We start from the raw sequence: 13,556 nt of genomic DNA, 5'->3' as shown, positions 1-13,556 counted from the left end.
GCCTTAACCGATCAGTGACCCTTTCAGGGTCCGTTTGAGATCGACGCGGATGTTCTCCGCCTCTTCGAGGGTGGCATCCATGTTTTCGTGCGTGGGGTAACGCATGAATATCTGGCCGTCCGGGCTGACCAGAAAAATATCGCCAATGGGCTGGCTGGTCTCGGGGGCATACACCGGGGCCAGGGCTTGGGTGACATCGGCGGGAGCCGCATGGATAGAAATCATGCCATCCACCTTGTCGGTGAGGAACGTCTGCAACTCGGCGCCGGCCGGGGCGGTATGCAAAATGACCCGGCGCACTCGTTGAATGTCTTCGCCCAGGGTCAGGCGCACTTGTTGTACTTGATAATAGAGGCCGTTCTTGCAGCGGGTGTCGCAGTCTTCCCCGGCCACATAGAGCAGTGTCCACTGAGTGCTCATGTCATTGCCGTCGTAGGGTTGCTGGTTGCTGTCAGTGGCGTTGAGGGCTGCCATGTCGATGTGTGGAACCAGCAATTGGCCCTTGTTGACCTTGGGTAGCTCCTCGACATCAATCAGGAAGCGCCCGGCCAGGAAAAACAGGACAAAGGGAGCAATGATGGCTAACAAAATGAACCTGTTTTTGGTCCGTGGAGTCATTACTGTTCCTCTCGCGTCTTGCGTGCTTTGCGCCAGTTTCGGAGTGCGGCGGCAACATATATCAGCAGGGCGGCCAGTGCCAGTGCGAACCACTGCAATGCGTAAGCCTTGTGCCGTTCCGGGCCCATCACCGTCACGTCCTGCCAGTGCCGGGGTAGCGGTGTGTTGCTGCCCAGCGCCAGTTCCGGAGTGACCCGGATTTCAAAGGGCGCCAATTCTACCCCAAGTTGTTCACCAATAGCGTCAAAATCCACTTTCTGAACCCGTAATGGCCACTGATTGTCGGGCAATGGCATGTCTTTCAGGACAAAAGCGTCGCGAGAAGGCCGATATACGGTTCCGGTGACGGTCTGGTTTCCAGTGATGGGGGCAATCTCCGGTAGCCTGCTGCGATCATTTCCCCGCGGGAGCCAGCCCCGGTTTACCAGCACCCAGCGTCCTTTGCGGGTTTCAAATGGGGTTAGCAAATGGTAGCCAGCCACCCCGTTCAGGGTACGGTTATCGAGCAACAGGTTGTGGGCGTTATCGAATTGACCAGAAAGGGAGGCGCGACGGTGCATGGGGGCATCGGCGGCTTGCAGGCTGGGCAAGTCTGCGGGCGGTAGAGTCGCTCGTTCGCTCTGCTCCGTGAGCCATTGGCGCTTTTCTTCTGCCCGTTCCAGCTGCCAGAAGGCCAGGCGTAGGCAGATTCCGGCAACAATTAGCGTTGCCAGCAGAGCGATCCAGGGCGCGCGACGTAGAGAGTGAGGCATGGTTATCTGCCCTCGTGACAGCAGTGTCATGGTCAAAACAGGGGGAGCCCGATCCATTGCCGCCAGTGCGCTGTCGATAGTACGTGCACTGGCAGTGTCGGCCATTACAATGCCTACATAAAATGGCCGCATAACAATGGCGGCACATTGTACATAGCTGGCCGGGCTTTTCATCCAGGGAATCCGGGCGCTGTTTCTGATACGCCGTAATAACGGGTGCAAGGAGATAACGAGTATGTGGTGGGTAAAGCTGATTGTGGTGATTTTACTGCTGGCGGCAGTGATTTCTCTGGGGCGCGCGCTCATATCTCTGGTGAAGGACCAGGGCAAGGAAGGCAAGACCATGCGAGCGCTGGCCTGGCGTGTGGGCTTTTCCGTGGCGGTGTTCCTGTTCATCCTGCTCAGCATGTATCTGGGTTGGGTGCAGCCGCATGATGTGAACCCGACACTGCGTTACGGCGAGCCGATCCAGTCCAGCGAGCAGGCTCCCTCCCGGAATCAGGGGGAATAGGTAAAGAAAGTGCCTGTGTGCTCCCGGTCTTGTAAAAGGCCGGTAAAAAGCCTGCTGTTCAGTGAACGAAGATGCGGAAGGGCTCTCTGATACAGTGAACTCGCGTTGAGCGAGGCAGGCGGAGAAGGGCCAGCAGGGATGGCCAGGGAGCATGGATGCACTCCCCGCTCTATCATTCTGTATCGATTACCCCGGCCGGCCCAATGAGGCGGCAGTGGTGAGCAACGCGAGGAGACCACAATGGAGTGGATGACACGGTTTGCGCTGGTTCTGTTTGTTCGCATGATTGCGCGAGCGGAACAGGCGATGTTGCTGGCGGGAAGCGCCCGCAAAGAGTTATCGGCAGTACGCTCCCCGGTGCTAACCCAGGCCTCCCGGGATGCCACGCGCTAGCGGGACGATCTTTTTTTAGTCCGTCGGGAACCTTTGCATCCTCCCACGGACTAATTCAGTAGGCAAAATACGTTTTCTCCTCTTAGTAACATCAGGCAACCCTCTGGGCGCTCGGTCTAACCGGCGCCCTTCTTTTTTTGGGGGTGCAGGTTTTTTGCAGAGGCAGGTGCGGCTATTTGCCCGGACCTGGCGGCATGGGGAAAGGGGAAATGTTGCTGTTGCGGGGCTCTGGGCGTGATTCCGTGATTTTTCCGACCCCTTCCTTTTCTACCTCATCAATACGAATGACCGAATGCATGGGGATGTACGACCGCAGAACCCCTGAAAACTCGCTCTTCAGTTTTTCTTCCGATGGATCCACCAGCACACCGCTGCGCTCATCAAACAGGAATTCCTCTACTTCGATAAAGCCGTGCAGGTCGCTTTGATATATCTCTGAGGCATAAACTTCGTAGGTTTGCCCCTGGTTCTGGAATATGACGCGGTAAATAGGGCGGCGTTTTGACATGGCAGAAAGAGACGCTGGGTAGGGAAATAGAGACGGAGTGTAGCATAGCGTTTGGCTTTCGTATCTGCCTGAAAGGCTTGATAAACCCTACGTTTCGGCTGGACTTTAGCCATGCGAATGACTAGAGTTGGCGCCCATAAATGCAGTGGGACAATTTGCCACACCTCCGGCAATTCAGTGAAATCAGCATGGCGGTAAATAGCTATTTGATTTTATTGGGTTTTGCCTCCCATGTGACACGTTAAGCGGCCGCCCCCTTGGTCGTCGATGTCAGTGGGGAAGGTCTGGTGACCGTTTCGCCGCATCAATCCTGAAACTCGCTTTCCAGGCGCCGGTAACGGCAAAGAACAAGCGTGCCTGTAACGGGGTAGCGCTGGGGAAAACAGGGAGCAAACGCATGCAGTCAACTCTGTTCCACCGCGCGGCGGCGGGTCTGACGTCACTGATGATCAGTGGCATGACCTTCGCTAGCGACTGGACCGAACGTTCCGATCTCGATCTGCGACCGGGGGTAACCCAGGTCAGTCAGGAAGTTCAAAATCTTCACACCACCGTTCTCTGGATCGTGACCGTCATCGGTCTTCTGGTCTGTGGCCTGATTCTGTTCTCGATGATCCGCCACCGCCGTTCCAAGAATCCGAATCCTTCCACCTTCCACGAAAACGTGTTTTTCGAGGTGCTGTGGACAGTGATCCCCTTCGTTATCCTGATCGCCATGGCCGTACCGGCCACCCGCGTACTGGTTCAGCTGGACGATACCGCTGAATCAGAGCTGACGGTGAAGGTGACCGGCTATCGCTGGAAGTGGAGCTACGAGTACCTGACGTACGAAGACGACAACGATATTGGTGTCTCTTTCTTCTCCAACCTGGCCACGCCGCCGGAACAGTACAACAACCCGGTTCTGTCCGGCGGTCTGTTCCCCTATGGCACCGCGAAAGATCTGGTCGGCAAGGACGCTCCCGAGAAAGACCACAACTACAACCTGGAAGTGGATAACAAACTGATCATTCCGTCGGGCCAGAAAGTACGCTTCCTGGTGACCTCTGACGACGTGATCCACTCTTTCTGGGTGCCGGATTTCGGCGGCAAGAAAGATGCAATCCCCGGGTTCGTCAATGAAACCTGGGCACTGGTACCGGAAGGTAAGGAAGGCACTTACTACGGCCAGTGTGCGGAACTGTGTGGCAAGAACCACGCCTTCATGCCGATTGCTGTAGAAGTGGTGACCCAGGACGAGTTCAAGACCTGGATTGCCGAAGAGAAAGAAAAAGCTGCCTCAGGCCCGGATCTGACACCGTTTGCCGGTATCGATCAGGCGCTGGAAGAAGGCAAGCAGGTTTACGACAGCGCTTGTGCCCTGTGTCACGGTGCCAATGGTGAAGGCGGTATCGGCCTGGCGTTTGCCGGTACGGAATTTGCCACCAATAAAGAGCACCTGAACGAGCATATCGATGTGCTGGTGCACGGCCGTGGTGCCATGCCCAACTTCAAGGCTCAGCTGACACCTCGCCAGATTGCGGCGGTGATCACCTACGAGCGTAATGCTTTCGGCAACGACACCGGCGATCTGATTCAGCCCGCCGACGTTAACGACCACGAATAAGGGAGGGGATAGCAATGTCTACTGCAGCTGCAACCCATGATGATCATCACGATCATCACCACGCCCCGACCGGCCTGAAACGTTGGCTGTTCAGCACCAACCACAAAGATATCGGTACCTTGTACCTGTGGTTCAGCTTCGCCATGTTCCTGTCCGGCGGTTTCCTTGCCATGGTAATTCGTGCCGAGCTGCTCGAGCCCGGCATGCAGTTCGTGGATCCGGAATTCTTCAACCAGATGACCACCGTACACGGTCTGGTCATGGTATTTGGTGCGGTGATGCCCGCCACGGTTGGCCTGGCCAACTGGATGATTCCCTTGATGATCGGTGCGCCGGATATGGCGCTGCCGCGGATGAATAACTGGTCCTTCTGGATCCTGCCTTTCGCTTTCGCCATCCTGATTGGTTCGGTGGTGATGAGCGCGTTCGGTGCCGGTAACCCCAGCGCCCCGAACTTTGGCTGGACCTTCTATGCGCCGCTGTCGACCAAGTACGGTCCGGCGTCCACTGACCTGTTTATTCTGTCGGTTCACATGATGGGTATTTCTTCCATCATGGGTGCGATCAACGTGGTCGTTACTGTCTTCAACATGCGTGCCCCGGGCATGACCCTGATGAAGATGCCGCTGTTCGTGTGGACCTGGCTGATCACCGCCTTCCTGCTGATCGCGGTTATCCCGGTTTTGGCCGGTGCAGTGACCATGATGTTGACCGATCGTCACTTCGGCACCAGCTTCTTCGATGCCGCCGGTGGTGGTGACCCGGTACTGTTCCAGCACGTGTTCTGGTTCTTCGGGCACCCTGAGGTGTACATCATGATCCTGCCGAGCTTCGGTATCGTGTCAGCGATCATTCCGGCCTTTGCCCGCAAGCCGCTGTTCGGTTACGCCTCCATGGTGTACGCGACTGCCTCCATTGCGCTGCTGTCCTTTGTCGTGTGGGCTCACCACATGTTCACCGTGGGCATGCCGCTGGCCGGTACCCTGTTCTTCATGTACATGACCATGCTGATCTCCGTGCCTACCGGCGTGAAGGTGTTCAACTGGGTCGCAACCATGTGGCGCGGGTCCATGACCTTTGAGCTGCCGATGAAGTGGGCGATCGCTTTTGTGGTGCTGTTCACTTGTGGTGGTCTGTCCGGCCTGATGCTGGCGATCACCCCGGTAGACTTCCAGTACCATGACACCTACTTCGTGGTGGCGCATTTCCACTACGTGCTGGTGACCGGTGCGATCTTCTCCATCTTCGCTGCGGCCTACTACTGGCTGCCGAAGTGGTCCGGCATCATGCCCAACAAGACCCTGGGTGAGCTGCACTTCTGGAACTCCCTGATTTCCGCCAACTTGCTGTTCTTCCCCATGCACTTCGTGGGTCTGGCTGGAATGCCGCGTCGTTACGCTGACTACGCGCTGCAGTTTGCGGATTACAACTTCTGGATTTCCATTGGCGGCTTCTGGTTCGGCCTCTCGCAGTTGTTGTTCCTGGCTGTGGCCGTGCTGTGCGCCCTTAAGAAAGGTGAAAAAGCCCCGGCCAAGCCGTGGGAAGGTGCCGAAGGCCTGGAATGGGAAGTGCCGTCACCGGCGCCGTTCCACACCTATGACACCCCGCCGGTAGTCAAGTAACAGAGAGTGACGGAGGACACCATGAGTGGCGAACAGCTCAGTGTTGAACAGCGCAACAAGCGCACGCTGAAAAAGCTGTTGGTCTGGGCGGTGGCCATGTTTGGCTTCGCCTTCCTCATGGTGCCCTTTTATAACGTTATCTGTGATGTCACCGGACTGAATGGAAAAACATCGAGTACGGCCGCCACCCAGGTGCCTGAAAATGTGGTGGCAGACCGTACCGTGACTGTGGAATTCATTACCCAGAAGGGCGACGGAATCAGTGGTGAATTCACTTCTGAGACCAAGCGGGTCAAGGTGCATCCGGGGGAAATTACGCTGGTGCACTTTTTCGCAAGCAACCCGACGTCATCGGACATGATTACCCAGAGCATCCCGTCGGTAACACCGGGGGAAGCGGCTCGATACCTGCACAAGACGCAGTGTTTCTGCTTCGATCAGCAGACCTTGCTGGCAGGTGAGCGCAAGAACATGCCGATGATTTTCTATCTGGATCCGGAAATTCCCAGTCACATTAATCAATTCACTCTGTCGTATACGATCTTCGATGTGACAGAGCGGGTCGCCGGTAAAAACAACAGCGTGGCTGCTAACTAGAACAGCCGGTTGTAGAGGAGATTTTTTAATGGCTACTGAAAAGTATTACGTTCCCGAGAGCAGCCCCTGGCCGTTGACCGCGTCCATCGGTTTGTTCATGACCGCCATTGGCGGTGCGCACTTCATTCAGCAGAGCACCATGGCAGACATGGAGCCCAGTTTCTTCGGCAAGCCCCTGTTCTTCCTGGGTCTGACCTGGTTACTGATAGTGATCGCCCTGTGGTGGCGTGACACGATCAAGGAATCTGTGGGTGGCTTGCACAGTAATCAGCTGGGCGGTTCCTACCGTCAGGGCATGCTGTGGTTCATCTTCTCCGAAGTGATGTTCTTCGCGGCCTTCTTTGGCGCCATGTTCTACACTCGCTGGTTGATTCTGCCGTGGTTGTCCGGGGAAGGCAGCAACGCCATGACCCACGAACTGCTGTGGCCGAACTTCCAGGCCATGTGGCCGCTAACCGTGACCCCGGCGGGTGATACCACCCAGGCCATGGGCGCATGGGGGCTGCCGGCTATCAACACGGCTATCCTGCTGGTGTCGTCCATCACGCTGACCATTGCTCACCACGCCTTGCTGGAAGGCAAGCGCGGTACCCTGATCGCTTTCCAGGCGGCCACGGTGGTGTTGGGGATCATCTTCCTGTTCCTGCAGGTGGAAGAATACATCCACGCTTACACCGAGCTGGGTCTGACCTTGGATGCGGGTATCTACGGTAGCCTGTTCTTCCTGCTCACCGGTTTCCACGGTGCACACGTGACCATCGGTACCATCTTCCTGTTTGTGACCCTGCTGCGTGTGATCAAGGGGCACTTCGATGAAGAGAATAACTTCGCCTGGGAAGCGGGTGCCTGGTACTGGCACTTTGTGGACGTGGTGTGGCTGTTCCTGTTTATCACGGTGTACTGGTTGTAAGAGACGCTGCACGCGTCACGCGACAGGCAACACGAAAAAGCCGCGCCCCGAGAGGGACGCGGCTTTTTTTGTGGCTGGTGTTTGATGCCAGATGCATGACGGAAAAAAGCAGAGAGGAAGGGGGTGTTCTGTGGGAGCTTGCCCACACACAGTAAGGGGTCAGGAGTAGGTCTGATTAGGCGTAGCCGTAATCAGACATTCAGCGTGAATGGGGCCTGCCGCCGAATTGCAGGCTCCCACAACTGAGCAAGGGAGCCAGCCCAGCCTTGTCAGGCGTTAGGCATTCGGCATCAGGCGTTGCGTAATCCACTTCCCAATATCCCGAATCTGCTCCAGGCAGACCATGTGTTCCATGGGGTAGCTGCGGTATTGCGGGGTATAGCCCAGTTCAGTCAGGGTGGCTGCGGCCCGTTGGCCCAGCTGTTCCGGCACCATCGGGTCCATGCTGCCGTGGCAGATCATCACGGGAAGCTTGGCATTGGCCTCGCTGGGTGTGACGGGCATGGCCATGTAGGTGGAGAGAGCAAGCAGGCCGGCCAGAGGCTTGGGCTGACGCAGGGCGGCCTGGTAGGCAACGGCACCACCTTGTGAGAAACCCGCAATAATGATGCGTTCGCTGGGAATGCCGCGGGCGATTTCCCTCTCGATGAGTGCATCTACCGCGTCCGCTGAGGCCAGAACGCCGGCTTCGTCCACTTTGCGGTCGATATCCATGGCGAGAATGTCGTACCAGGCGGGCATGACCATGCCCCCGTTCACCGTAACGGGAATCTGCGGGGCATGGGGAAAGACAAACCGCACGGGCAGGTCCGCAGGCAGCTGAAGCTCGGGGACAATGGGCTCAAAATCGTGACCGCTGGCGCCCAGGCCGTGTAGCCAGATCACACTGGCGGTGGCTTGGGCTGATGGTTCGATTTCAACGCAACGCAATAGATCACTCATGGTCAGTCTCCTCCCGAGACAATAATTCGCACGGCTTCAAGTTGGCACTGAGCTTCGCTGAGGCATTTTTCCAGAGCCTGTGTTTGCGCTTCCAGGGCTTCTACTTCTTCGTGACGGACCGCCGGGTTTTTGGCTTGCAGGGCTTTCAGGCGAGCCAGCTCGTGGGCCTGTTCGGCGCGCATTTTTTCCTGGGCAGCGGCAATAATGCTTTCCGCTTCCTGACTGGCGCTGGTTTCGTCGGCTTTCAGCAATTTTTCCAGCAGGGGTTTCTGACTGCCAACGATCTTGCGGCTGAGAGGCTTGTCCATCTTGTGGCATTGCTGGCTCAGGCCGTCGTGGCTGATGGCCTGGCTGATATTTTTGCCATTGGCATCCAGCAGGTGACGAATCACCGTGGTGGGAAGGAAGCGGTCTGCCTGCAACTGTTTGGGAGCAATGGCATCAACGGTATAGATGGCTTCGATCAGCAGGGTGCCAGCCTTGATTTTGGGATTCTTGAGCAGGCTGACGGCGGCTTTGCCACGGTGTTCGGTGAGCATCATCTCCAGGCTGCCGGTGACCATGGGATGCTCCCAGGTCAGGAATTGCATGTCGTCGCGGGCCAGTGCAGTGGCCCGGTTGTCGGTCATGGTGACGCCTTCTTCCGGCAGGGCGGGGAACGCATCGCGCATGTGCGGGCCGGGTTTGAGGATGATGGCCGTGTCGGAATGATCTTCCTGTTCCACGCCGTAACGATCAAAGATGCGCTGCATGAAAGGCAGAGGGCTGTCGTCATCGGCAGCGATCAGGTCGGTGATCAAGGTTTCAGCTCGCTCACTGTCGAAGGAGCTCAGTTCCAGCAGGCGGTCGCGGCCGGTCTCCAGTAGCGTATGCAGTTCGTTGGTGATGGTGCGGGTATCGTCGACCAGCGCTTCGATGGCGGTGTATTCCGGGTCGCCGGTCAGCAGTGGCTCCAGCGCGTCGCGGCTGCGCAGGTAGATGTCGTGGCCGGCCGGGTTGGTGTGCTCGAAGGCGTTCATGCCGTCGTGATACCAGCGGAACAACACCTCCTGGGCGTGCTGCTCGAAGTAGGGCACGTGAATCTGGATATCTTCGCTCTGGCCGATACGGTCCAGCCGGCCGATACGTTGTTCCAGCAGGTCCGGGTTCAAGGGCAGATCCAGCAGCACCAGATGATGGGCAAACTGGAAGTTACGGCCTTCGGAGCCGATTTCCGAGCAAATCAGCGCCTGGGCACCGTCGAAGTCATCGGCGAAAAAGGCGGCGGCCCGGTCCCGTTCGATCAGGTCCATGTCTTCATGGAACATGGCCACGTTCATGCCCAGCTTGTAGTTACAGTGGGCATGCAGGTCGGTGGCGGTGTGCTTGCTGGCACAGATCACCAGCACCTTGTCGTGACGATGCTGTTTGAAAAAGTTTTCCAGCCAGTTCACTCGGGGGTCCAGGCTGCACCAGCGATCATCGTGGAACAGGGTTTCCGGGTGCAGGTGGCCGTCAATTTCTTCGTCGCTGTCGTATTTGTATTCGTCCGGCAGCGTCAGCGGGATGCCGTGCGCGTGGCGGGCCGGGAAGCCGGCGATGTTGTGGCGGGTATTACGGAACATGACGCGGCCGGGGCCGGAGCGGTCCAGCAGTTCCGTGAGGATTGCATCGCGGTCCGCTTCGTCAATATTCATGTCCGGCAGCAGGGCAACGGCTTCTTTCTTCAGTGCTGCATCCCAGCTGGGTTCGTCATGCAAACGGCCAGCCAGCGCCGCCACATCCTGATAGTGCGCTTGCTCGTCCTTGAAGGCCTCCAGGCTGGGGTAGCGTTCCGGGTCGAGCAGACGCAAGCGAGCGTAATGGCTTTCCAGGCCCAATTGTTCGGGTGTTGCGGTGAGCAGCAACAGCCCACGGGCCTTTTGGGCAATGGTTTCCACTCGCTGGTAATCCTCACTGGCCTGGCCAGCGGACCACTCCAGGTGATGGGCTTCATCCACCACCAGTAGATCCCAGTCGGCGGCGGCTAGCTGCTCGATATCGCACTCACTGAGAAAGTCGGTGCTGCACAGAATCAGCTGCTCGCTGAGGAACGGGTTGTCGTCACCGGAGGCTGCGCGGACGGAATCTGAGTCGTCGGCAGTGTCTTCGTCCGGTGTGTTTTCCTCTTCAATGATTTGCGCGAGCATGTCCTTGATGCTGGTTTCCGGCTGCAGGGCGTTAAGGCGCTCGGCATCAAAGATAGAGAAGTGCAGGTTGAAGCGGCGCACCATTTCCACAAACCACTGGTGCACCAGTGGGGAAGGCACCACCACCAGTACCCGCTTGGCACGGCCGGTGAGTAGTTGCTGATGCAGAATCAGGCCGGCTTCGATGGTTTTCCCCAGGCCCACTTCATCGGCTAGCAATACCCGTGGGGCAAAACGGTTGGCCACCTGGTCGGCGATATACAACTGGTGGCCAATCAGGTCGATGCGCGGGCCACGCAACCCCTTGATGGTGGATTGCTGCTGGCGGCAGTGCGCATTGAGGGCGTCGATACGCAGTTCAAACCAGCGATTGGAAGACAGTTGATTGGACAGCAGGCGGTCCAGTGCCGCCGTCAGGCGCAGGGTGTGACCCAGGTTGGTTTCCGGCACCGGCTGAATATCGTCCGGGCTGCCATCTTTCGGGTGCGCCATGTAGACCTTGAGGCCGTTGAGCTCGTTGACTTCGGTGACCACCAGCTCCATTTCATCGGCGGTGCGGATGGTGTCGCCGCTGTCGAAGGTGACCCGGGACAGGGGGGCATTGTTCTTGGCGTAGGTGCGCTCTTCCTCTACCGCCGGGTATTCAACGGTGACCAGTCGGTAATCCAATTCCTTGATGATGCCGAGGCCCAGCTCGGTTTCGGATTCGCTCAGCCAGCGTTGGCCGGGGATAAAGTCAGTCATTGTTGCTGCCGGTGATTGCTTGGGGGGCGAATTATACGGGTTTGTACGCCCCCCTTCGATGGGTGAGGCCTATTGAATCTGATTTCGGAACCAGCGGCGGGTGGCCTCATCGGCGGGGAAGTAATGTTCGATGCGCAGTTCTTCCATGACCACATCCAGCGCGGTGCCAAAGCTGGCCAGGGTGGAGAAGCTGCGTAGCCGCTGGCCGGCCAGCTCAATGTCCAGGGCCATCATGGGCGCGCTGTGATCATTACCGGGTGGTTGATGCAGCAGGGCGTCCAGATCGGCCAATTCCGCCAGCCGATCAAGCAATGTGGCCAGTGCCGGGTCAGGGCGAGCTTGCTGGTCACGGTGCAGGCGGCGCAGCAGGAAGGCGGCCACCTCATCCCAGTTGCGCAGAAACGGCCGATAACCCTGGGGATGGAACACCAGTTCGACCACATTGGCGGTCTGTGGAAAAGGCCCGCGCTCCTCAATCATCAGGCCCATCAGCCGCTGCTGAGCCTCGTTGGCCATTAATACATTCCAGTGGGCATCGAGGACGACGGCAGGCAGCGGGTTGTGGTTTGTGAGCATGACGCTCAGCGCTTCGCGCACCGGTGCCATGCTGTTACTGCTCAGGTCCGTTTCGGTGAAGGCAGGTGCGTAACCCGCCGCCAGCAGTAGTCGATTCGTGTCCCGGCAGCTTAACTCCATTTCCAGTGCCAGACGTTTGAGCATGGCAGGGCTTGGCTGGCTGCGTCCGGTTTCGATAAAGCTCAGGTGCCGGCTGGATACGTCGGCCCGTAACGCCAGTTCCAGTTGGCTGAGGCGGCGGGCTTTACGCAGTTCCGCGAGTATCTGGCCAGTCTGCATCGGGGCTCTCACTTTTCTGTGGCGGATCAGCATGGTCATGGCCGCCAGGCTTCGCCATTACCTCTGGGGTAATTGTTTCACTTCCTTGTTCAGCAGAGGCTGAATCTAACACTAACCGGCCCGTTGCGGTAATTCGCGACCAAAGCCAGAAAACTGGAGGTGCATCATGCCCTGGACTTCACTCAAACATGCTTTGTTATTCAATGCTGTCTGCTCAACGTTATTGGGAGCGGCGCTCTTGCTGGCCCCGGGCAGGCTGGCGTCACTGATGGGGGCGTTCAGCCCGCAGATACTGATGATTCTCGGGGGCGCCTTGCTGGTTTTTGCAGCGGATGTGGCTTTTGTGGCCACGCGCAAACCCATATCGTCCGGGCCGGCTAAGATGGTGACACTGGCGGATCTGGCCTGGGTGCTGGCAACGCCGGTGGTCATGCTGCTGGGGGCTTCGTGGTTGTCATTCTGGGGGCATGTTCTGCTGCTGGATGTGGCGTTGCTGGTAGCGTTCTGCGCCCTGTGTCAGTGGCGGGGACTGCAGCGGCAAGGGTCACAACCCGAGCAGGGCACTGCTCATGATTGAAATGACTGCGTTGGCGTTTCTGTTGATGGGCTCGGTGGCGCTGGTGTCGCCCCATTCGATAACGCGGTGGGTGGCGATAACCGCGCTGCCCGTGCCGGCCCGCAGCGAAGTCCGCGCTGTGTATGGCGGCTATGGTGTGGCAATGGCTGTGTTGTTAATGGTGTGTCGTGATCAGCCGCAATGGCGTGACGGGGTGGTGGTGAGCTTGTCGATGGCCTTGCTGGGCATGGCGGCTGGCCGGTTACTATCCTGGCTGGTGGATCGCCGCCTGGATCGTTACCCCGCATTGTTCATGGTAATAGAAATCGTTCTGGGGCTGGGGTTGCTGAACTCGCTTTAGGGCTCATTTACGGTTCTTCACGGGTTAGAGTAAATAGCATGCTTCTCGATGCCGGATGCCTGACGTAAAGCCCCTTGGCCTGAGCGACTGTCGTCGGGCATCCGGCGTCCAGCGGTTGCCGGGCGGGCTAATGAGACAAGTTCTGAAGCCGGTTGATCACTCAATTCCGCGATGAACCTAATTTACGGTATGCTCCGGTAACCAGTTGTAGTCACGGTGCTGAGCTAATGGGCGATATTCTGCCGTTCAAAAAACCGCAAAAGAAGATGCCAAAAAAAGGCATGTGTCAGCACGACTTTCACAAGTGGGTGATCTGCAAGGAAAAGCAGTTTGATGTGAAGCAGGGAAAGCTGGTGACGGTATACCGCTGTGATCGCTGCGGCAAAGAGAAAGTCAAAGCGCACTAATCGGAT

The 13,556-nt window shown here is 57.8% G+C and carries 15 protein-coding genes; 9 read left to right on the top strand and 6 right to left on the bottom strand.

Annotated elements, in window-relative coordinates; all coding sequences use genetic code 11:
- Nucleotides 1–3: 3 nt before the first annotated feature.
- Together COA55_RS11290 and COA55_RS11285 are read right to left on the bottom strand one after the other, a co-directional pair.
- Nucleotides 4–618: a hypothetical protein gene (locus COA55_RS11290; RefSeq protein ID WP_290502245.1), complete on the bottom strand. Its 615-nt coding sequence runs from the start codon at nucleotides 616–618 to the stop codon at nucleotides 4–6.
- Nucleotides 618–1,370 (bottom strand): SURF1 family protein, encoded by a 753-nt coding sequence (locus COA55_RS11285; protein WP_290502243.1) that lies wholly within the window; start codon nucleotides 1,368–1,370, stop codon nucleotides 618–620. Before COA55_RS11285 ends, COA55_RS11290 begins: the two co-directional genes overlap by 1 nt.
- A gap of 235 nt (nucleotides 1,371–1,605) precedes the next feature.
- Between COA55_RS11285 and COA55_RS11280 the strand changes: the two genes are divergently transcribed.
- Both COA55_RS11280 and COA55_RS11275 read left to right on the top strand, forming a co-directional pair.
- Nucleotides 1,606–1,881, top strand: coding sequence for a twin transmembrane helix small protein (locus COA55_RS11280; protein WP_290502241.1), 276 nt, complete (start codon nucleotides 1,606–1,608; stop codon nucleotides 1,879–1,881).
- A gap of 240 nt (nucleotides 1,882–2,121) precedes the next feature.
- Nucleotides 2,122–2,274, top strand: a complete 153-nt coding sequence (locus COA55_RS11275; RefSeq protein WP_156496988.1) for a hypothetical protein — start codon at nucleotides 2,122–2,124, stop codon at nucleotides 2,272–2,274.
- A 172-nt stretch (nucleotides 2,275–2,446) separates the two neighbouring features.
- On the opposite strand, the gene COA55_RS11270 is transcribed toward COA55_RS11275, so the two are convergent.
- Complete coding sequence (locus tag COA55_RS11270; RefSeq protein WP_290502238.1) at nucleotides 2,447–2,782, bottom strand: DUF1820 family protein; 336 nt, start codon at nucleotides 2,780–2,782, stop codon at nucleotides 2,447–2,449.
- Nucleotides 2,783–3,179: 397 nt separating this feature from the next.
- On the opposite strand from COA55_RS11270, the gene coxB reads away from it, so the two are divergent.
- Genes coxB through COA55_RS11250 form a run of 4 tightly spaced genes read left to right on the top strand, consistent with a single transcriptional unit; the run spans nucleotide 3,180 to nucleotide 7,517 of the window.
- Entirely contained in the window at nucleotides 3,180–4,388 is a 1,209-nt protein-coding gene (coxB, locus tag COA55_RS11265) for a cytochrome c oxidase subunit II (RefSeq protein WP_290502236.1), read from the top strand.
- A 14-nt stretch (nucleotides 4,389–4,402) separates the two neighbouring features.
- The gene (ctaD, locus tag COA55_RS11260; protein ID WP_290502235.1) at nucleotides 4,403–6,010 is read left to right on the top strand and encodes a cytochrome c oxidase subunit I; all 1,608 of its coding nucleotides are present in this window, start codon (nucleotides 4,403–4,405) and stop codon (nucleotides 6,008–6,010) included.
- Nucleotides 6,011–6,031: 21 nt separating this feature from the next.
- Nucleotides 6,032–6,607, top strand: a complete 576-nt coding sequence (locus COA55_RS11255; RefSeq protein ID WP_290502233.1) for a cytochrome c oxidase assembly protein — start codon at nucleotides 6,032–6,034, stop codon at nucleotides 6,605–6,607.
- Nucleotides 6,608–6,635: 28 nt separating this feature from the next.
- A complete protein-coding gene (locus tag COA55_RS11250; RefSeq protein ID WP_063520100.1) occupies nucleotides 6,636–7,517 on the top strand; it encodes a cytochrome c oxidase subunit 3 in 882 nt (293 codons plus the stop codon).
- 276 nt (nucleotides 7,518–7,793) lie between these two features.
- On the opposite strand, the gene COA55_RS11245 is transcribed toward COA55_RS11250, so the two are convergent.
- The 3 genes from COA55_RS11245 to COA55_RS11235 form a co-directional block, all read right to left on the bottom strand.
- Entirely contained in the window at nucleotides 7,794–8,459 is a 666-nt protein-coding gene (locus tag COA55_RS11245; RefSeq protein WP_290502230.1) for a dienelactone hydrolase family protein, read from the bottom strand.
- A gap of 2 nt (nucleotides 8,460–8,461) precedes the next feature.
- The gene (rapA, locus tag COA55_RS11240; protein ID WP_290502229.1) at nucleotides 8,462–11,371 is read right to left on the bottom strand and encodes an RNA polymerase-associated protein RapA; all 2,910 of its coding nucleotides are present in this window, start codon (nucleotides 11,369–11,371) and stop codon (nucleotides 8,462–8,464) included.
- A 69-nt stretch (nucleotides 11,372–11,440) separates the two neighbouring features.
- Entirely contained in the window at nucleotides 11,441–12,265 is an 825-nt protein-coding gene (locus tag COA55_RS11235) for a helix-turn-helix transcriptional regulator (RefSeq protein ID WP_290502228.1), read from the bottom strand.
- 127 nt (nucleotides 12,266–12,392) lie between these two features.
- On the opposite strand from COA55_RS11235, the gene COA55_RS11230 reads away from it, so the two are divergent.
- From COA55_RS11230 to COA55_RS11220, 3 genes are all read left to right on the top strand, one after another.
- The gene (locus COA55_RS11230; protein ID WP_290502226.1) at nucleotides 12,393–12,803 is read left to right on the top strand and encodes a hypothetical protein; all 411 of its coding nucleotides are present in this window, start codon (nucleotides 12,393–12,395) and stop codon (nucleotides 12,801–12,803) included.
- Nucleotides 12,796–13,143 carry a DUF4345 domain-containing protein gene (locus COA55_RS11225; RefSeq protein WP_290502224.1) on the top strand — a complete coding sequence of 116 codons (348 nt, stop codon included), beginning with the start codon at nucleotides 12,796–12,798 and terminating at the stop codon, nucleotides 13,141–13,143. Before COA55_RS11230 ends, COA55_RS11225 begins: the two co-directional genes overlap by 8 nt.
- A 152-nt stretch (nucleotides 13,144–13,295) precedes the next feature.
- Entirely contained in the window at nucleotides 13,296–13,550 is a 255-nt protein-coding gene (locus COA55_RS11220; RefSeq protein WP_290502223.1) for a hypothetical protein, read from the top strand.
- Nucleotides 13,551–13,556: the final 6 nt, after the last annotated feature.

This window comes from Alcanivorax sp., from assembly GCF_002733835.1.
In the GTDB taxonomy this organism is placed as follows: domain Bacteria; phylum Pseudomonadota; class Gammaproteobacteria; order Pseudomonadales; family Alcanivoracaceae; genus Alcanivorax.
Note: the sequence above shows the minus strand (reverse complement) of the source record. Positions and strands in the feature narration are given on the sequence as shown.